The following is a 20,036-nucleotide window of genomic DNA, read 5'->3' as shown; positions in this document are numbered from 1 at the left end:
ATTTCGCTCCGTCATTCCCATGAAGATGGGAATCTCATTAACCAGAACCATCAACTAAAAGATACCCACCTGCGCTGGAGTGACAGCAGAATTATAAGCTGAAAACAATAATAACAAAATTATTTATTATTACCTCCTAGCTAAATAATCGCTCTCAAAAAATGACTCAACATCGGCAACATAATAATCAATCTCTTGATTATCATAAAAATTAGCCTCCGATTTATGATCATCTGCATGAACTAATACAGTTTGCATCCCTAAATGCTTGGCAGGTACTAAATTGTGTGATGAATCTTCAAAGAAAATTGCATTGGCAAAATCAATATCAAACCTCTCTCGTCCTATTTCAAAATATTTAGTCTTTGGCTTGGAAACTAAGCCTGTATCCTCTATGGTTAAGATACCATCAAAACTATCATCTAAACCTAACTGTTTTAAAACTCTATAAGTATGAAAATTAGAAGCATTAGTAAAAATATAAGTACGATTTCCTTTTCTTAGATCATTTATATAATTATTTAGTTTCTCGTTTGGTTTAAAGTGACTAATCTCAATATTATCAATATAATCAAGGAACTCTTTTGGCTCAATATTGTGATAACGCATCATCCCAAGCATAGTAGATCCAAACTCATAATATAGTTCATCACGAATTATATTAGCTTTGTCGGTATCTGAGATATTTAGTTTTAGTTTGATATAATCACTCATTCTCGCCATTTGGCTATCAAATAGACCATTTCTGTAAGAGTAAAGAGTATTATCTAAGTCAAATATGTAGGTTTTCATTATTCTAAAGCCTTTTTATAAACATTATCAAGTGATACTATCATCTTATCTAGAGTAAAGAAATTTTCTTCATCTAGATACTCTTTTGTATTCATTGCCTCTATTTTATCTGCTAAATCCATATAATCGTCTAAAGATAAGAGTTCGACATTTTTGCTATATCTAGCAACAGTTCTATTTCCGTAAGTATCAGAAAGTAGAAGCTTATTTTTTGCTCCCAAGGACTGTAATGCAGCTATTGACATCCCTTCCCATCTAGAAGGTAAAATGAATATATCTGATGCTTTTAATAGATTATAAATATCTCTTCTAGTACCTAAAAAAATAATATTTTCTATATTCCTAGATTTAACATAACGCTCTATCTCTAACTTAGTGTCCCCATCTCCGACAAAATAAAATATAAAATCTTTATATTTTGTATTTAAAAATTCTATGGACTTTACTAGAGAAAGATAATCTTTCTGAAAATCAAATCTTGAAATAGTAATACAGATTGTTTTATTTGGTAAAAAACCTAGTTCTTTTCTTAATAGCTCTTTAGGCTTAAGGCCATCTATCAAAGAATAGTCAATGCCATTATATATTTTTATTGAATTTAGCTTATATAGCTTGTGTAGTGTAACCTCATCTTCATCAGATGTAGTTATGATCTTGTCAGCTCTCTTATATAAGAAAGATTCTAATTTCTTTCGTAAAATGTAGCTAATTTTAGCAATTAGTCCTTTTTGAAATTCATACTTATGAACATGAAAACCATGAATGCTTATGAGCTTAAAAAATTGTAGTTTATACAAAGACAAAAAAGGCTTCATACTATGAAAGTGCACAATATCTGGCTCATATAATTCAATATCTTTCTTCGCATATCCATTGTTTATTTCTACGTTTTTCAAATCTTTGAATTTATCAAAGTTTACACCCCCCTTAGCAAAGATTTTAAAATCGTAGTGAGGCATGTTTTTACATATTTGAAAAAGATGTTCTGGACCACCACCAATTGATAAATGCTCTGTTACTAAAGCTATTTTCATCTAGATCTCTTCAGTACTTTTGTGAGCAATATTTTTACTATATTTACATACATAAAAAACTTACCTTTATTTGTATTTGTTATATTTTTAAAAAACTTATTTATTACATTACTAATTTTTTTTCTTTGCGCAAAAACAGCTTTATTAAAAACACAGCAACTACATGCTAAATAATATTTATATAAAACTGATGCTTGATATATATAAACAGCATCAGATAAACAGAAATCTTTTTCTATTAAAAATTTATTTTGTGAAACAAATATATCAATATAAGTATCGGATGTTTTAACAATATTTCTTATATTCTTAGCTGTCCCCATAATACTTGATTTTCTTTGAAAGTAAAAATACTTAATTGAACTATTTCTCACAATCTTGTTAGCTGATAAGAATAACTTGTACATAATATCTAAATCTTCAAAAATAATTCCTTCTCTAAATCTATTTTTTTTATATAAGAAGCTATTAAATAATTTACCCCAAGCAGATGTTTCTAATTTATTTAAAATAAGTTTATTAACAGCTTCTTTTTGAGAGAATATTTTAATTTTATTAGTATTAGAAATATCTTCTACATTAAAATCATATACATTTTCAAACCCTACTATTGAAATATCAGCATTATTATCGATAATATTTTGATATAAAGTATTAATGTAATCTAGAGCAACCCAATCATCACTATCAATAAAAGTAATATATTTACCTTTATAGATGTCTAATCCTGCATTTCTGGCACTAGACAGTCCACCATTCTTTTTATTTATTAAAATAATACGGCTATCTTTATTTATATATTGTTGACATATCTCTAACGAATTATCAGTAGAACCATCATTTACAAGTATAATTTCTAGACTTTTATAAGTTTGATTAATAACAGATTCTAAACATCTAACTAAATAGTCTTGAACATTATAAACTGGTATTATTACACTTATTAAAGCTAACTTATCATCCATCGCTATTCCTTAATCACTCTGTATTTACGTAGTAAAAAACTACAATACTTTCTAAAAAGAATATAGAAAACCCTGCAATTCCTATGTATAAAAAGCATTTTAAATACCTTGCTTAAGGTGAGAAATTCTCTATTATAATCATACAGGTGTGACTTTAAGATCTCAGATTTTTCTTTACCTAAATTATATTTCTTTACAAAATATTTATAGGTTTGATATGCTTTCTTAAATTTAGCTGTTGTTATTCTTTCATGAGGATGACTAATGTCAACAATATAGTTTGCTTTTTTTATATTTAATCCAATTTTATTATTATCTAAAAGCCTATACCAACAATCAAAGTCTTGCCACATTTTTAATTTGATATCAAAGAGATTATTTCTTAGATTTTCAACTCTAGTAAAAATTTGATTACCAATATAGTTTGTATGCATTATAGACCTTTTATCAACCACAGTGGGCATATTTGAAGGAGATGATATTCCAGAATTTTTTAAATAAAACCTTTCAGCAAATAGACAAACCACGTTTTTATCATTTATATTTTCTTGCCAATATTCAACAAAATCAGCAATTCTTGACTCTAGAAAATAATCATCATCATCTAAACCAGTGATATACTCTCCCTTAGCTTCAATAATTGCTTTATTTCTAGATACACAAGCACCACTATTTTTCTGATTTTGAAAAAACCTAACTCTAGCATCGGTTTCTGAAAGAGCTTTAAGATAAGATATTGTTTCATCTGTTGAACAATCATCAACAACTATTAACTCAATATTCTGATAAGTCTGTTCTCTAACTGAATTAACTGCTCTTTTCAATAGCTCTATTCTATTATATGAGGGGATATATACTGTTACTAAAGGGTTATTCTTCATTATTTAAAACTTAGTCACATTGAAATAAATCTCTTGTGTAGACTTTATGCTCTACATCAAGTAAATTTTTATCATTTCTGTTAGTGATAATTAAATCACAAAGACTTTTAAAAGTCTTTAAACAATCTACATTAACAAAGTTATTATCATCAGAATCTAGTATTGGCTCATATACTATGACTTTAATATTAGATTTAACTAACTTATCAATAATATCAAAAACTGCGGACTTTCTAAAATTATCACTTCCCTCTTTCATTACTAATCTATATATACCGACAACATTTGGTTTTTTATCTAATATTTGTTGTGTAATAAAGTCTTTGCGTGTTTCATTAGACTGTACGATCGCACTAATTAAATTATTAGGTATGTTTAAATAATTTGCTTTTAATTGCTTTGTATCTTTAGGTAAACAATAACCTCCGTAACCAAAACTAGGATTATTATAGTAATCGCCTATTCTAGGATCTAAACATACTCCTTTGATAATATCTTGAGTATTCAAATTATGTGGTTCAGCATAGGTATCAAGCTCGTTAAAATATGCTACTCGCATTGCTAAGTAGGTATTAGCAAAAAGCTTCACAGCCTCTGCTTCTGTAGAATCCATATACAAAATTGGAACATCTTTTTTTAATGCTCCTTTTTCTAACATCCTAGCAAAACTCTCTGCAGCTTTTGACTTCTCTCCTATTATAATCCTACTAGGATAAAGATTATCGTATAGTGCTTTACCTTCTCTAAGAAACTCTGGTGAGAATATAATATTACTTACACCTAACTCCCGCTTTAATAAGCTTGTAAACCCTATTGGAACTGTTGATTTAATTATAATAGTGGAGTTTAGCGATATCTCTATACAATCTTTGATAACAGCTTTCAGAATAGAAACATCAAAAGTATCTGTAATATCATCATAATCTGTAGGTACAGATATAACAATATATTCAGCATCTTTATAGGCTATACGCTTATCAGTAGTCGCTATATAGTTAAGCTCCTTTTCTTGTAAATACTGCTCTATATACTCATCTTTTATTGGTGATATTTTATTATTAAGTAAGTCAACTTTGGCTTGATCTACATCTAGAAGACAAATTTTATTATTTTGTGCTAGTAAAATACCATTACTCAGACCCACATAGCCTAAGCCTACTATTGTTATTTTCATTTCTTTCTCACAATCACATAATTAACATTGAGATGCCGCCAACTAACTTCTATCTAAATTATCAAAAGCCATACATAGGCTTCTATTAGTATGTTTTACACTATTTTTCATAAAATAGCTTTTCACAACATTTATAACAAAATCGGTATTTTCAAAACTCAAATCAAAATACATAGGCAACCTAACTATTTTTTCACTTTCAGATGTTGTAAATATATCATCTCCAAAAAAATTACCATATTTTTTACCCGCTATAGATGAATGTAATGGAATATAATGAAAAACTCCTAATATAGAATTTTCTTTTAAATATTTTAAAAATAAAGATCTTTCATTTAAATTACTTAACTTTATATAAAACATATGTCCATTATGTTTACAGCCTCTAGGAACAATTGGCAAATCTACGAATCCTTTATCTAGGAGAGGTTTTAATCCATTATAATATCTATCCCACAATGCAAGACGTTGATTATTAATCTTATCGGCTATTAGTAATTGGGTATATAGATAATAAGCTAAAATATCACTTGGTAAATATGATGACCCTATATCAACCCAAGTATATTTATCAACTTCACCTCTAAAGAATTGTGTTCTATTTGTACCTTTTTCTCTAATTATCTCTGCTCTTTCTATAAATTTTTCATTATTAATAATAATTGCTCCACCCTCACCCATGGAGTAATTTTTTGTTTCATGAAAACTATAACAACCTATATCACCTATAGTGCCTAATGCCTGCCCTTTATAGCTAGACATAACACCCTGAGCAGCATCTTCAACAACAAAGAGATTATGTTTTTTAGCAATTGTCATAATACTATCCATATCACATGCAATACCTGCATAATGAACTGGAACAATAACTTTAGTTTTTGATGTAATAGCAGCTTCTATTTTTGTTTCATCTATATTCATGGTATCTGGACGAATATCAACAAACACTATCTTCGCACCTCGCAATACAAATGCATTTGCTGTCGATACAAAGGTATATGAGGGCATAATTATTTCATCGCCTTCTTTTATATCAAGCAATATAGCCGCCATCTCTAAAGCATGAGTGCATGATGTAGTTAATAGAGCTTTTTTGCATTTAAACTTAGCTTCAAACCATTTATGACATAATTTAGTGTATTTATTATCACCACATGTTTCTATTTGTTTGAACAAATTATCAAACTGATATGGAGTATTAAATTTGATCATGATAATTTCTCAATTTCAATATATTTTTTTTCAAGCTCTAACAAATCTTTTTTTCTGTTTTTTAATTTTCTTGCTGGACATCCTATATATATTGCCCAAGCTTCGGTTGATTTATTAATTAGGCTCATAGCTCCAACAGAAGTACCTTCGTTTAAAACGACACCTGGCATAATTGTAGAGCCAGCCCCAATAATTGTATGTTTTTTCAATATTACTTTAGAAAATAATTCTTTTTTGTAAATTTTAGGAATAGTTGAGTTTGTCATGGTTTTTCCACTGTAATCATCTGATTGTGTGAAAATTTTAACTCCGTAAGCAACTGTAGTAAAATCCTCGAAAATAATCCCTTCGACTCCACCGGCAATTAAACATTGAGGTGTTATATGAACATTTTTACCAATTTGTAATTTTCCTGAGATAACACAAAAATCATCTATTCTTGAATTATCTCCCACTTCGATTTGATCATGATTATAGATACTTGCCTTATCACTAATTTTTACATTTTTACCAACATACTTAAAACCTAACTTGCCTAACTGTTCCTCTGTATAGTATGCCATATTAATCCTTAAATAAATTCCGTAGTTGCTTTATGTAGTTTTTCTTAGAAAAATATGCTTTTACCCTTATTTGATTCTCTTTTTTTATTTTATTATTTATAACGTTAATATTTATTTCATTAACATCAAATATTTTAATTCCTAAATCATTAAATAATTGCCATTGAGTCGTATTATTAGTTATATAAATTTTTTTTCCCAATCCCAATAATGTAATAATATTCCCCATAGCTTGCTGACGATTATTTGCAAATATTCCTATATCTATTTTTGATAAAAAGCTTAAGTATTTATCAAAAGGCAAAAATTCTGTAAGTGCTTCAAACTTTTCTCCAAAAAGCTCTTTTCCTCTGCTTATAACTCGTATAGCATATTGATCATCACCATATGATAATGGACAAAATATTTTTATATTCTCATTTTTATATTTATAAAGCTTTTCTAAAACATCTAAATGATCATTTGTTTCAGTCGCAGAATTCCCTAGTTGTATATTAACTGTGCTTAAGTCATCTTTTCTATCTTCAACATCACATTTTTTATAGAGATTACTAGGATAAACTAAACATTCATTGTATTTACCTTTTGCACCATACCATTTTTTCACAAGTAAATAATCACCATAAATATATGTCATTAGATTACGAATTTTTCTTATAACTCTTCCTCTTAAAAAACTCTGTTTCTCTGGGAAATAAAAGTCTCCTCCCCACATTACCCAATAACATTTTTTATATAACCATGGTTGCATAAAAAGAAGTTGATCAATTCTTGGTGAAAAAAGTCCATGTAAAATAATTTTATCTGCTTTATTCATTACAGCAATTAAAGAGATAACTTGCCTTTTACTATTTAAAAAAACTACCTTTTCTTTATTTTCAAAGCCTTTATCATCGCCAAACAAATAAAATTTGTGATCGTCAATATTAAAATGCTCTTTTAAGAAAGAGTAAAAAGGAGGCAAAAATTTACCCTCATTGACCCCTATATGCAATATCATTTTTAGTTAATAATCCCATCATCTAAGCTATAAATCTTGTCATACCCCTCTATAGTAGAAAGTCTATGAGCTATTGTTATTATAGTTATATCCTTTAACTCTTTTATCACATTTGTGACCTCTTTTTCTGTTTCAGTATCTAAAGCTGATGTTGCTTCATCCATCACTAATATTTGTGGATTTTGGTATAGTGCCCTAGCTATGCCAAGTCGTTGGCGTTGACCACCTGATAGTCTAATACCATTTTCGCCAACAAAAGTATCTAAACGTTTGTTTAAATTACTAACGAAATCATCAAGTTGCGCCATCTCTAAACACTTCCAAACCTTAGTTTCATCTATACTTGTCTTTGGCTCACCAAAAGCAATATTCTCTTTGATAGATGTATCATAGAGTATAATTTGTTGCGGAATATATGCAAATAACTTTTGTAAAGCTTGAACACTACTTGTCTGCTCATTTTTTTCAATCGGCACTTCGACTCTGCTCAGTGGCCTTGGATTATTGTTGCTGTATGTTACTTGTTTATTATCTATGTAAATACTGCCACTTTGTGGGATATAAAATCCCATTAGCAAATCAACTAAAGTACTTTTACCAGAACCTGAAGGACCTATAAAAGCTGTTTTTTTACCCTTTTCTATAGTTACAGAAATATCTTTTAGAGCTTGAGTACCATCACGATAGCTATAACTAACATTATCTAAGCAGATATTTTTTTCAAACTTTATATCCAAGTTAAAATTATCTTCTACACTATCTGAATAGCTTTGATATTTGCCTAACTCTTCATATATTACTTTTAAAGCTGGAAGAGAGTATCTGATACTGGTTATCGCTTGCATAATCCTATTAAGTGCTGGTAGTAGCTGTGTTGCAGCAACCCCAAATACAGATAATAATATAAAAATCGAATTTGTCGACTCACCAAAGGCTATTAAAGCTAACAAAGTAACCAAAACAAAGGTAATCGCTATAGCCTCTATAAAAAATCTTGGTAGAATTTGAAATATTTGATTAAATTGTAATGATCTATTAAGCATGGCCGCCTTTTCATCAAACTCATTTATAAATACTTTTTCTTTATTATAAAGTTTTATTTCCTTTATCCCTGATAAACCATTCATAGTTGTTTGAGTCATGCTTTTCCAAGCTTCTGCTCTTTGCTTACCGTATTTAGTTAAAATTCCTTTTATTCTTAACATGAAGATAAATAAAGAAACTCCTAAAATTAGCAAAGTAAAAAAGCTAAACAAAAAATTTATGTATAACAATAAAGCAACTATAAAAATACATGAAAATAAATCAGTCATTAATATACCCAAGGGATTAATAACTCCATTAGATAACTGATTAGTTTCCGCGTTTATATTACGTATAAGTGTTGGTGTACTTCTAGTTAAATGAGATTCATAATCCATCGATATATATAGTTTAAATAGCTTTTTTTGAATACTAAGAACTATAGAGTTTAAAAATTTGGTTTGAAACCAAAATAATACCACACCAATTATATTCTTTATCCAAAAAGCTAAGATCAATAAAGCTATGCTTATAAGCACTATTTGAAAATGGCTAAAACCACTCAGAAAATGTATATTATCAAACTGATTTGGATTAACTAACACACTCACAAAAGGAATAACAGCTCCAACACCTAGCATAGAAGATGTAGAACCTAAAAATAATAGAACAAGATATAAAAAAAACCTTTTTTTCTGAGTGGTATCTAAAATACCGAAGAAATATCTAAAAAATTGCTTCATTTCACACCACTATCTATCACTTCATCATAAGCTGATTTATAACTTTCAACCATTTTTTCTAGACTAAAGATATCATCAAATCTAGCTTTAGCATTTTTACCATATTCTTCAGCTTTTTGTTTATCTTGCCAAAGCTCTTTGAGTTTGTTAGCTAGATCTTGACTATCATTTGGCTTTGCTACTAATCCTGTTTGTTTATCAATATTTACAAAAGTTGTACCTGTGCCAATTTCACAAGTTATCATTGGTTTAGCAAACATGCTTGCCTCTAGCAGAACTAACCCAAAGGCTTCTGTTCTTATATTTGATGGTAACACCAAAGCATAACTTAATTTTAGTAATGATAATTTATCTTTATCATCTAATGCACCAACAAATTTTACATTTTGTAGATTATTTTGCTTAACTTTTTGCTCAAGCAACTCCCTTTGATCTCCATCGCCAACCATAACAAGTGGATAATCTTGCTCTTTCATAGCATCGATCAAGACGTCTAAGCCCTTATAATACCTCAGGCCTCCAATATAGATGAAGAATTTTTTGACATCAATATTATTTTTCCAATATAAATAGTTTTCCTCATCAATATTATAATCTGATTTATTCAAACTCATTGGAATAACTCTTTTACAAGCTTTAACTTGTTTGAGTATTTCACTACTCTCAAGATAATTAGGAGATGTTGGTAAAATATATTTTGCACCATTAAGAAATCTTTTCATTAAAGACTTATATAACATCATCAATCTTTTTTGCTTGATAATATCTGAGTGATATGTGATTATATATGGCTTATTTGGTCTACAAATAGCCTGCAACAAATCAGCATATGGATATGGGAAATGATAATGGATAATATCAACTTGCTTAGCTAATTTTTTGAATTTCTTAATTGCCGATAATGAAAAAGTAGTCGATGCAATATTTAGATTAGTTTTAGCAAAATGTAATGTATAAAAATCTTTATATATAGTTCGATTCTCTTTACCCATAGCTAGAATATGTATATCTAAATTATACTTTTTAGCCATAGCAACTGACAGCTCATGAATGAACTTCTCTATACCACCATAGGTATACGGATAAAATGACTTAAATACATGTAAGATCTTCATTTTTTAGATATCATTCTCTTTAGAATAGTTCTGCCATCTAACAATATCAACACATATATCATCTATAGTTTTTTTTGTTTCAAAACCAAGTTCTTGTTTTGCCTTTGTAACATTTGCATACATCTCTGCAATATCACCAGCTCTTCTATCAACTATTTGATATGGAATCTTTTTACCTAAAGCTTTCTCATACGCTGTGACAATCTCTAATACGCTACAACCATTACCTGAACCTAAATTATATGCTCGCCAATCAGGATTAGTTTTTGAGACATGCTCAAGTGCTAATATATGCCCTATCGCCAAATCTACGACATGGATATAGTCTCTAATACAAGTACCATCTCGAGTGTCATAATCACCACCAAATATACTAAGTTTGGATAATTTACCAGAGCCAACTTGCCCAACAAAAGGCATTAGGTTATTTGGGATACCTTGAGGATCTTCGCCAATCATACCACTACTATGAGCACCTACAGGATTGAAATATCTAAGACACGTGATATTAAAGTTATTATCAGCCTTTTGTAGATCTGCTAGGATATTTTCTATAATTAGCTTAGTCGCGCCATAAGGATTAGTTGTACTAAGAGGTAGATCCTCTGCAAATGGTGGTATATTAGACATACCATATACAGTCGCTGATGAACTAAATACAAAATTATAAACTTGGTACTCTTGCATTAACTCAAGTAAGTTTAGTGTACTTAATAGATTATTATGATAATAAGCTAAAGGCTTCTGTACACTCTCACCGACAGCTTTGAGACCTGCAAAGTGAATTACCGCATCTATATTATGTTCTTGAAAGACTTTTTGTGACTTATCTTTGTCTAAAAGATCTATCTCATAAAAATCAAAATTTTTGCTTGTGATTGTCTTGACTCTATCAACTACAGATAGCTTGCTATTTAAAAGATTATCAACCACTACAACTTGATATCCTCTATCAAGAAGCTCAACAACTGTATGACTGCCTATGTATCCCGTACCACCAGTTACTAATATTTTTTTACTCATATTTATACTCTATATAATTTGTATCTATTTGATTTAATGCTTTACTATCTACAATCTCTTTTTTTGATAAAAATATACTAAAAATCTTCATAAAAATAACTCTAACTGTCTCGATAATAATAAGTAAATCAAAAACAAAACTCCATCTTCTAATATATACAAGATCGAGCTTAAGCTTATTTTCCGGCAAAGTTGCATAACTTGTCAATACTTGAGCATATCCTGTAATTCCAGCTTTAACTTTAGTTCTATATAAAAACTCAGGGGTCTCTTTTGTAAATTGATCAATTAACTCTTGTCTTTCAGGTCTTGGCCCTACTATTGACATATCTCCTTTTAATACATTAAAAAACTGTGGCAATTCATCTAACCATATAGGACGAATTATTTTTCCAACCTTTGTAATCCTATAATCACTATTACTTGCCCATATAGCTCCAGTTTGGGTCTCTGCATCTACTTTCATACTACGAAATTTTATTAACTTAAATTTTTTACCATTCCTAGTAACTCTTTCTTGGACAAAAAAAGGAGAGCTTTTATCTTCGATATAGATTGCCAAAGCCGTTATAAGCATTATTGGTACGGTCAAACTAATAACAGCTAAACTAAAGACAATATCAAAAATTCTTTTTATAATTTTAGCTTCATAAGATAAACCAAAGTTTTTGATACTCATTGCAAGACTATCACCAAGGGGCACAAGAACAGCTCCCCACACAGATATTTCATATTTTCGCGGAATAATCACCATCTCAACATTACACTGACTTAAAAGTGATAAATCATTATCATCAAGTAACTTCAAAGCTTTATCTGAAACAAAAACCTTTGTATAACTTTTGATAATTTCAGCTAGCTTCAAACCCTTAACATCTATACTTAAGTAGCCATTAATCATTTCGTTAGGCAACTTTGAGCACATTGCTTTATCAAATAGCCAATCCTGCTCATTATCTTGACCTATGACTAATATATTATTATAAATAGTTTTTCTCATTAGTTTTCTAAAATAGATACGCAATAATGACAATATTGTAATCTGTATGATAAGACCTAAAATAATTACACTACGAGGAAAAGCAAAACCTCTTAGAAAAAATGCTAAAGAAGTAATCACTATTGCTAGTGTAAATGAGCATAATAATACTTTTAGTATATTTCTTGATTTTGAAGTCTTCTCACCATTGGTATATTCTGCAACAAGAAAAATTAATAATGCTACAATAGCTATAAATGAGGCTAAAAAATTAAAGCTACTAAAATTGCTAATATTATAGTCAAAAATATGTAGTGGTATAAAGTAGCTTAATAAAACAACTATTACAGATAATATAAGCTCTATAGTTTTAAGCATAAATACTGATAGACTAAATTTTCTTGAGTTCATCTCTCATCTTATCAATAGTTTGTTTGTAGCTATCTGAGTTAAAAATAGCTGACCCAGCCACAAAAGCATCAACTCCACAAGTTGCAATATCTGCAATATTATTAGGGTTAACGCCACCATCTATCTCTAGTAGAATATCTCTGCCAGTTGATTTAATCCACTGAGAGACTTCTTTAGCTTTATCTAGCATTGCTGGTATGAACTTTTGTCCTCCAAAGCCTGGATTTACAGACATGATAAGCACTCTATCAATATGACTTTCAACATACTTTAGACAATCTATCCCTGTCGCTGGATTCAAAGCAAGACCAGCATCTATACCAAAAGATTTGATTAGTTGTAAGCTTCTATCTATATGCTCACTAGCTTCTGGATGAAATACTATACTGCTAGCACCAGCATTGGCAAAACTCTCAATCAATGCATCCACAGGCTTAACCATAAGATGAACATCCATACCAGCTGAAATACCATAATCTCTCAAAGCCTTGAGAACCATCGGACCAAATGTAAGATTAGGTACATAATGATTATCCATCACATCAAAGTGAATATTATCAGCACCTGCTTCTAAAACTGCTTGGACATCATCTCCTAATCTTGCTAAATCTGCAGATAATATCGATGGATTAATCTGGAATTTTCTCATTACTATTTGTCTAAATATATAAAAATTAAAAATAATTTTAACATAACAATAAAAAATATTTGAGCTAATAAATCTCAAAAACTATAATATCTAATGCTAATAAACGCTTTTTATAATAGATAAGGAAAGAGAATCATATGGATCATATTCAAAATGCTCAACGAACATTTGAACTTGAAATACAAGCTTTAGAAAAGTTAAAAGATTCTATAGGTGATGACTTTAAGAAAGCTTGCGACATTATTCTAAATAATAAACAAGGTAGAGTAATTATAACCGGTATGGGTAAATCCGGACAAATTGGTAAAAAGATTGCAGCAACTCTTGCTAGTACTGGAACTCCTGCTTTCTTTGTCCATCCTGGTGAAGCTGGTCATGGTGATTTTGGTATGATTACAGATAAGGATGTTGTAGTTGCTATATCTAACTCTGGTAATTCCAGTGAGATTATGGGAATCATGCCAATGATTAAACACCTCGGTATACCAGTAATATCTATTACAAGTAACAAGAACTCATTAATGGCAAAAAACAGTGATGTAACACTTGATTTAGGTGTTAATAAAGAAGCCTGCCCTCTTAATCTTGCTCCAACATCTAGTACAACTGCCACATTGGTTTTAGGAGACGCTTTAGCAATCGCTTTACTTAAAGCTAAGAATTTCTCCGCTAGAGATTTTGCATTTTCTCATCCAAGTGGCGCTCTTGGTAGAAAGCTGATATTAAAAGTAGAAAATATTATGCGTAAAGATAATGAAATACCTAAAGTTGAATCAACAGATAATCTACGCAAAGCAATTCTAGAAATAAGTGATAAAGGAATAGGTAGTACATTAGTTGTTGAAGATAACAAACTCTTAGGTATATTTACTGATGGTGACTTAAGAAGAATGTTTGAAGCCGAGAGCTTCAATTCTCAGAAGACAATCAGTGAAGTTATGAGCAAAAACCCTAAAACTGTGTCAAGTGATGAAATGGCTATATCAGCTCTCGAGGAAATGGAGAGATTTGAAATTACCAGTTTAGCTGTAGTTGATGGTAAAAATAATGTAGAAGGTATAATAACCATGCATGACCTAGTTAAGTTAGGGCTTAGATAATAGTATAAGTTTTTTGATTTAACTATATTTCAGCACTGTAAATAGTAAATTTTCTCATAAAAATTACCATCCCTGTGCTTACATAGTGAGCTCTTAACTAGTTAAGAAACCCCCTCTTTCGAGGAAATAATACTAGATATTAAATTGACGATATTTAAAATTATTTCTTTATAAAAATCTTCTTCAGCCAATGGTCAGCACTTACGTATCTTCCACCACCGTATAAGAATAATGTAAATAACATAATAAAGTATGTAACAGAGAATTCCATACCACCATTAAGCATTACTGGATCACCTAGCGCAGTAACATAGTTATATCTATCTGGGAAATTCTGTGATAGCCATACAAATAGATCATTTAGTCTCTGCGTAGATTCTGCTGTTTTATCTGCGATCGCTGGCCAGCCATGAGCCCAATGTACCATAGCACCAGCAACTCCCATTACAAACATCATAGGAATTGAAATAATTCTAGTAAATAAACCTAAAGCAATACATATACAACCAAGAAGTTCTGTTCCTGTTGCTAGAAATGCCATTACTTCTGGAAAAGGCATTCCCAAGCCACCTTGAGAAGCAGGAGCTCCAAACCAAGCAACAGTTGTACTAAATCCTTCAATTTTTGACCTTGCTCCCACAAACATTGTAGGTACTAAGTAGAGTCTAATACTTAATAACAGTAAAAAATCAATGGACTGAAATTTAGTAATAGTTCTATAATACACATCATACATTCTATTTATCATAAATTGCTCCTTATATAGATAAAATTATCATATTTTGGTTATGCCAAGAGGCTAAACTCTTAATCAACCGTTCTTTATATTTATTGTCTATTTGTTGAAAATCTTCTAAATCAAAAGTGCTTACACCCTTTTCTAACACAGAACTTAGAACTGCAAATTCTAATGGTGTTAATCTTTGATATGAAGTTCTATGGTTTGTATTGCGATAAAGTGCATACATAATATTTTTATCTATGCTTATTTCCTCATCCAAATCATTTATATCAAAAGGAAGTAGTATAAAAGTTAATGTTGGATTTTCTTTTATATTTCGAATGTCTTTAAAACTTAGATCTTTAGTAATTTCTATATTCTCAAAAACTTTAGATTCATCTATTTCTATAGAGAAAAGTAACCACTCAAACTCTATTAACTTAGATAATTTTTCATTCATTTCTACAGACTTTGAAGATTTTAGTATCTCTGTAGCTATTTGATGAAATGCTGGCTCAGATGATATATTATCCTCAAAAAAAACTTTTAAAATCTTATCTTTAATCTCTTGAGAAGCATGTTTATTAAAGTAAGGAAAAGTATTTTCTAAAACACTTAAGACATTCCCAACGATAAATTCACGATACATCTGTACCTTCTCATCACTTGAATTATCATAACGAATAGCATGAGTAAAGTTTTGCATTTTAGTTTTTATAGATTCTGATATATTCATATTTTTCCCTCTATAACATTTGTTATGCTATTTAACTCATTCACTAGATCATCAAGCTTTGGTACAAAATGATCGCGTTCAAGTAACATTGGGTGCCAACCATGTTGCTCTACAGCAAACTTAGCTAGCTCCTTTACTTCCTGTATTACATCTTTGCCATGAGTATCTAAAATAAAATCATCTTTTTTATAGTGACCTGCAATATGGTAATAATTGACGCTACCTTTATTTATACTTTTTATAAATTCATAAACATCATAGTTGTGATTATGTCCATTAACATAAACATTATTTATATCAAGAAGCATTTTCGCACCACTTCTCTGTAAAATCTCATTGATAAAATCTAGCTCATTCATATCATTATCATATTGGTAATAATATGAGATATTTTCTAATGTAAGAGGTCTTTTTATAATCTCTTGAACCTGCTCTATGCGATTGCAAATATAAGAAATATTTTCTTTCTCTCTAGGGACTGGCAAAAGATCATACAAATATCCTTTTTCATCATCAGAAAAACATAAATGATCACTATATATCTCAATATTGTAATCATCTAAGAATGCTCTAATTTCATTCAGGAATTTCTTATTAAGCGGCTGAAATCCACCTATTGATAAGCTCAAACCATGAGCTATGATAGGATAAATACTAGCAACCTTGTCAAGGTAGTCTTGCTTAAACCCTCCTAAACCCATCCAATTTTCTGGAGAAAGCTCAAGAAAATCAATTCCATCAACTTTTTGTGTTGATAATATTGATTGATGTTCAGATCTTAGACCTATGCCTTGACATTTACCGATCATTGTCCACAAACTCCATTAGAGCATTTACCCAACTGCGCTATCTCTTTTTTATCTTGCTTACCATAACTTTTACACACTTTTGTACCACAGTTACCATCTCTTGCCCTGACAAGTTTTCCATCTTGCTCATCAGCATCAACATCAACTACACCAAATTTTTTAAGCGAGCCACATTTACCGCTAGCACATTTACCTTCACCTTGAGCTATTGGACTACTCTCAGATGAATCCTGAACCTGTGTAACTGGTGCTTTTGCTTCTTCTGCTAAAGCAATACCAAACGACATAGAAGCTGTTAAAGCAATTGTTAAAGGTATTTTTTTCATATTAAACTCTCCTATTTAACTCCATTAACTGGGAAACATGCTAAATCTCGACCTTCATAAACAGGTCCTTTATAATACTTTTTAACTATCTTTGTTGACTCGTCTTTAAGTACCAAACCTTTACCTAAGAAATGACTTAAAACTAATGCTTTTGGATTAACTGCTGCAGCAACTTGTCCAATGACTGATGGTTTAGCATGTAAGAAACTACCTGCTGCATCAGCACTTTCATCAATTGGCATCGGCATCATTAGAATATCTGCATTTTTTGCAAATTTAATAAACGCGTCTCTAAATTTATCATGCTCATTACTACCACCAGCACCAGTTACAACGATAGTACCTTTCTTAGACACAATCTTATATGCCAAAGTTGGAACATCACCTTTAGGAATACCTAAAGCCCAAACAGTAAATTCATCATTTGAAAAGACCTTAGTTGGTTCTAATTTTGTATAATCAACATTTGTTACAGGATCAAGCTTAAAAGGGAAACCATCTGTACCCGTAAGTATTCCATGTAAATATGCAAAAGCACCATGCTCTTTTCCAAATACTCTCTGAAGGAAGTCCGTCGCACTTGGGAAAAGACCTGAATGTGTAGGGCCTGAGAATGGAAGATTCTCTGTTCTTTTGGAGAAATATGCTCCTTTTAATATCGCTGGAATATCTGCTGAATGATCCGCATGGAAATGAGTCATATTGATTGAGTCTAAATCTTCTAATCTAGCTCCTGATTGACCAAATCTAAGATATGTACCACCACCAGCATCAATCAGAATTTTAGATTTACCATCAATCCATATCAATTCACCTGCAGATGCTCTAGCATCATCTGTAATTGGTCCACCAGAACCAAGAAGCTGTAAGGTGAAAGACTTATCTAAACACTGTGGATTTGTTTGTGCAACACCTTGAGATACTCCAAAAGCACACATTGAAGCAAACACAAAGTTAAAAGCTCTTTTTTTCATAAATAACCTTTATAGATTTGATTTTGTAAGGTTATTATCAATGATTAATATAAATAGTTAAAACTAATAATTTTTATAAAATATATCAATTTTTATTATATGAGATGTGTGAAATTAAATCAGATAAAATTGGATTAGGCTAATTTAAAAGAATTAAAGAACATTACCCATTAAAACACTATGGTAACCAGCATCAACGTGGATATTTTCGCCTGTAATACCAGAAGCCATATCAGAACATAAGAATGCAACTGTGTTACCAACTTCCATAATATCAACGTTTTTCTTAAGTGGTGATACTGTAGCATTATAATCTAACATCTTTTTGAAATTAGAAATACCTGAAGCTGCCAAAGTTTTGATTGGACCAGCAGAAACACAGTTTACATTAATTCCCTCTGGACCTAATGCAAGAGCTGTATATCTCATAGTAGCTTCTAAAGATGCCTTAGCAACACCCATAGTATTATAACTAGGCATAGCTTTTTCAGCACCAATATATGTAAGACCTACGATAGAAGCATTTCTTCCTTTCATCATCGCACGGCCTTCTCTAGCTAATGCAGCAAAAGAGTAAGCACTGATATCATGAGCAATAGCGAAACCTTCACGAGTAACAGTATCTATAAAATCACCACCTAACTGATCACGTGGAGCAAAAGCGATAGAGTGAATAAGTCCATCTAGACCATCCCAAACTTTACCTAGCTCAACAAACAAGTCTTTCATCTCTTGATCAGAAGTTACATCACAAGGTAAAACTGCAGCTGGATTAAACTCTTCACTTAATTTTTCAACTCTTTCTTTGAATTGACCAACATAAGTAAATGCAAGTTCTGCACCTTCTCTATGAAGAGCTTTTGCAATACCATAAGCGATTGATTTATTGCTTAACAGACCAGTAACTAGTATCTTCTTTCCTGCTAAAAAACCCATTTAATATCTCCTTTAGTAGATTAAATTAAAACCTTGCTTGATTAATTACAACCAGCATAAGCTGTATAGCAATATCCCAAGCTAATAGATATAATTATAATTAATAGTAATATAAAACACTAGCTTAATTTTAAGGTGATTACTCATGCATTGGAAAGAAAAAAAAATAGTCTCTGCACCATCTAGCGAAATGGGTTTTGATAAAGCTAAAGCAAGCTGGGATATTATGAAAATCTCATCTGAACTTGTTGAAGGATATGAGAGATTAGATAAGATATCTCCAGCAATTAGTATATTTGGTTCAGCAAGGATTTCTGAAGATGATAAATACTACAAAGATACTGTTGAACTAGCTAAATCTTTGTCAAATCACGGTTTTGCTGTTATCACAGGTGGTGGCCCTGGTATTATGGAAGCGGGAAACAAAGGTGCTCAACAGGGATCTTGCTCAAGTATAGGCTTGAATATAACACTACCTCACGAGCAAAAACCTAATAGCTATCAAGATGTCTTTTTGATTTACAGATACTTCTTTACGCGTAAAGCAATGTTTATCAAACATTCTATGTCATATATAGTCATGCCCGGTGGCTTTGGTACTCTAGATGAGCTTTTTGATATTACAACTCTGATACAAACAGGTAAAAAAGTCAAAATGCCAATTATCCTCTATGGTAAAGATTTCTGGGGAGGATTAATGGAATGGATAAAAACTACCTTAGTACAAAAAGGCGTGGTTAGTAAAGAAGACGTGAGTCTTCTAACTCTTGTTGACAGTATTGATGAAGTCTTAGAAATAGTAGCTGAACATTATATGAATACCTACAGTTCAAAAGCACATTCAAAAATTGTATTTTAAAGGTTTTTTGT

Annotated in this window: 21 protein-coding genes; 2 read left to right on the top strand and 19 right to left on the bottom strand. The window is 30.7% G+C overall.

What is annotated here, in order from left to right:
- Nucleotides 1–129: 129 nt before the first annotated feature.
- From ACKTR7_RS08855 to rpe, 13 genes are read right to left on the bottom strand one after another with little or no spacing between them, the layout of a single operon-like run.
- Complete coding sequence (locus ACKTR7_RS08855; protein ID WP_407877963.1) at nucleotides 130–792, bottom strand: pyrimidine 5'-nucleotidase; 663 nt, start codon at nucleotides 790–792, stop codon at nucleotides 130–132.
- Nucleotides 792–1,826 (bottom strand): glycosyltransferase family 4 protein, encoded by a 1,035-nt coding sequence (locus tag ACKTR7_RS08850; protein ID WP_407877962.1) that lies wholly within the window; start codon nucleotides 1,824–1,826, stop codon nucleotides 792–794. The genes ACKTR7_RS08855 and ACKTR7_RS08850 overlap by 1 nt, the downstream gene beginning before the upstream one ends.
- Nucleotides 1,823–2,791, bottom strand: a complete 969-nt coding sequence (locus tag ACKTR7_RS08845; RefSeq protein ID WP_407877961.1) for a glycosyltransferase family 2 protein — start codon at nucleotides 2,789–2,791, stop codon at nucleotides 1,823–1,825. Before ACKTR7_RS08845 ends, ACKTR7_RS08850 begins: the two co-directional genes overlap by 4 nt.
- 2 nt (nucleotides 2,792–2,793) lie before the next feature.
- The gene (locus ACKTR7_RS08840; protein ID WP_407877960.1) at nucleotides 2,794–3,672 is read right to left on the bottom strand and encodes a glycosyltransferase; all 879 of its coding nucleotides are present in this window, start codon (nucleotides 3,670–3,672) and stop codon (nucleotides 2,794–2,796) included.
- A 10-nt stretch (nucleotides 3,673–3,682) separates the two neighbouring features.
- Nucleotides 3,683–4,846, bottom strand: a complete 1,164-nt coding sequence (locus ACKTR7_RS08835; protein ID WP_407877959.1) for a nucleotide sugar dehydrogenase — start codon at nucleotides 4,844–4,846, stop codon at nucleotides 3,683–3,685.
- A gap of 42 nt (nucleotides 4,847–4,888) precedes the next feature.
- Nucleotides 4,889–6,058 (bottom strand): dTDP-4-amino-4,6-dideoxygalactose transaminase, encoded by a 1,170-nt coding sequence (gene rffA / locus ACKTR7_RS08830; protein ID WP_407877958.1) that lies wholly within the window; start codon nucleotides 6,056–6,058, stop codon nucleotides 4,889–4,891.
- Entirely contained in the window at nucleotides 6,055–6,621 is a 567-nt protein-coding gene (locus tag ACKTR7_RS08825) for an acyltransferase (RefSeq protein ID WP_407877957.1), read from the bottom strand. Before ACKTR7_RS08825 ends, rffA begins: the two co-directional genes overlap by 4 nt.
- Nucleotide 6,622: 1 nt before the next feature.
- Complete coding sequence (locus ACKTR7_RS08820; RefSeq protein ID WP_407877956.1) at nucleotides 6,623–7,621, bottom strand: TDP-N-acetylfucosamine:lipid II N-acetylfucosaminyltransferase; 999 nt, start codon at nucleotides 7,619–7,621, stop codon at nucleotides 6,623–6,625.
- A gap of 2 nt (nucleotides 7,622–7,623) precedes the next feature.
- The gene (locus ACKTR7_RS08815) at nucleotides 7,624–9,387 is read right to left on the bottom strand and encodes an ABC transporter ATP-binding protein (RefSeq protein ID WP_407877955.1); all 1,764 of its coding nucleotides are present in this window, start codon (nucleotides 9,385–9,387) and stop codon (nucleotides 7,624–7,626) included.
- Complete coding sequence (locus ACKTR7_RS08810) at nucleotides 9,384–10,502, bottom strand: glycosyltransferase family 4 protein (protein ID WP_407877954.1); 1,119 nt, start codon at nucleotides 10,500–10,502, stop codon at nucleotides 9,384–9,386. The genes ACKTR7_RS08815 and ACKTR7_RS08810 overlap by 4 nt, the downstream gene beginning before the upstream one ends.
- Nucleotides 10,503–10,505: 3 nt before the next feature.
- Nucleotides 10,506–11,525: a UDP-glucose 4-epimerase GalE gene (gene galE, locus ACKTR7_RS08805; protein ID WP_407877953.1), complete on the bottom strand. Its 1,020-nt coding sequence runs from the start codon at nucleotides 11,523–11,525 to the stop codon at nucleotides 10,506–10,508.
- Entirely contained in the window at nucleotides 11,518–12,915 is a 1,398-nt protein-coding gene (locus ACKTR7_RS08800) for a sugar transferase (protein ID WP_407877952.1), read from the bottom strand. Before ACKTR7_RS08800 ends, galE begins: the two co-directional genes overlap by 8 nt.
- Entirely contained in the window at nucleotides 12,896–13,564 is a 669-nt protein-coding gene (gene rpe / locus ACKTR7_RS08795; RefSeq protein ID WP_407877951.1) for a ribulose-phosphate 3-epimerase, read from the bottom strand. The genes ACKTR7_RS08800 and rpe overlap by 20 nt, the downstream gene beginning before the upstream one ends.
- Before the next feature lie 137 nt (nucleotides 13,565–13,701).
- Between rpe and ACKTR7_RS08790 the strand changes: the two genes are divergently transcribed.
- Complete coding sequence (locus ACKTR7_RS08790) at nucleotides 13,702–14,664, top strand: KpsF/GutQ family sugar-phosphate isomerase (protein WP_407877950.1); 963 nt, start codon at nucleotides 13,702–13,704, stop codon at nucleotides 14,662–14,664.
- 160 nt (nucleotides 14,665–14,824) lie between these two features.
- Here the strand turns inward: ACKTR7_RS08790 and ACKTR7_RS08785 are convergent, their stop codons facing one another.
- The 6 genes from ACKTR7_RS08785 to ACKTR7_RS08760 all read right to left on the bottom strand — a co-directional run bounded on the left by ACKTR7_RS08785 (nucleotide 14,825) and on the right by ACKTR7_RS08760 (nucleotide 19,166).
- Nucleotides 14,825–15,412 (bottom strand): HvfX family Cu-binding RiPP maturation protein, encoded by a 588-nt coding sequence (locus ACKTR7_RS08785; protein ID WP_407877949.1) that lies wholly within the window; start codon nucleotides 15,410–15,412, stop codon nucleotides 14,825–14,827.
- Between the two features lie 10 nt (nucleotides 15,413–15,422).
- Complete coding sequence (locus ACKTR7_RS08780; protein ID WP_407877948.1) at nucleotides 15,423–16,121, bottom strand: HvfC/BufC family peptide modification chaperone; 699 nt, start codon at nucleotides 16,119–16,121, stop codon at nucleotides 15,423–15,425.
- Complete coding sequence (locus tag ACKTR7_RS08775; protein WP_407877947.1) at nucleotides 16,118–16,930, bottom strand: DUF692 domain-containing protein; 813 nt, start codon at nucleotides 16,928–16,930, stop codon at nucleotides 16,118–16,120. The genes ACKTR7_RS08780 and ACKTR7_RS08775 overlap by 4 nt, the downstream gene beginning before the upstream one ends.
- On the bottom strand, nucleotides 16,927–17,256 hold the full coding sequence (locus ACKTR7_RS08770) for a hypothetical protein (protein ID WP_407877946.1): 330 nt from the start codon (nucleotides 17,254–17,256) through the stop codon (nucleotides 16,927–16,929). The genes ACKTR7_RS08775 and ACKTR7_RS08770 overlap by 4 nt, the downstream gene beginning before the upstream one ends.
- Before the next feature lie 11 nt (nucleotides 17,257–17,267).
- A complete protein-coding gene (locus tag ACKTR7_RS08765; protein ID WP_407877945.1) occupies nucleotides 17,268–18,230 on the bottom strand; it encodes an MBL fold metallo-hydrolase in 963 nt (320 codons plus the stop codon).
- 153 nt (nucleotides 18,231–18,383) lie between these two features.
- Nucleotides 18,384–19,166: an enoyl-ACP reductase FabI gene (locus tag ACKTR7_RS08760; RefSeq protein ID WP_044526488.1), complete on the bottom strand. Its 783-nt coding sequence runs from the start codon at nucleotides 19,164–19,166 to the stop codon at nucleotides 18,384–18,386.
- A gap of 145 nt (nucleotides 19,167–19,311) precedes the next feature.
- Between ACKTR7_RS08760 and ACKTR7_RS08755 the strand changes: the two genes are divergently transcribed.
- Nucleotides 19,312–20,025, top strand: a complete 714-nt coding sequence (locus ACKTR7_RS08755) for an LOG family protein (RefSeq protein WP_044526489.1) — start codon at nucleotides 19,312–19,314, stop codon at nucleotides 20,023–20,025.
- Nucleotides 20,026–20,036: the final 11 nt, after the last annotated feature.

Source organism: Francisella sciaenopsi (assembly GCF_045862875.1).
Taxonomy (GTDB): domain Bacteria; phylum Pseudomonadota; class Gammaproteobacteria; order Francisellales; family Francisellaceae; genus Francisella; species Francisella sciaenopsi.
The sequence above is the reverse complement of the archived record's forward strand: the minus strand, read 5'-3'. Positions and strand labels throughout refer to the sequence as shown.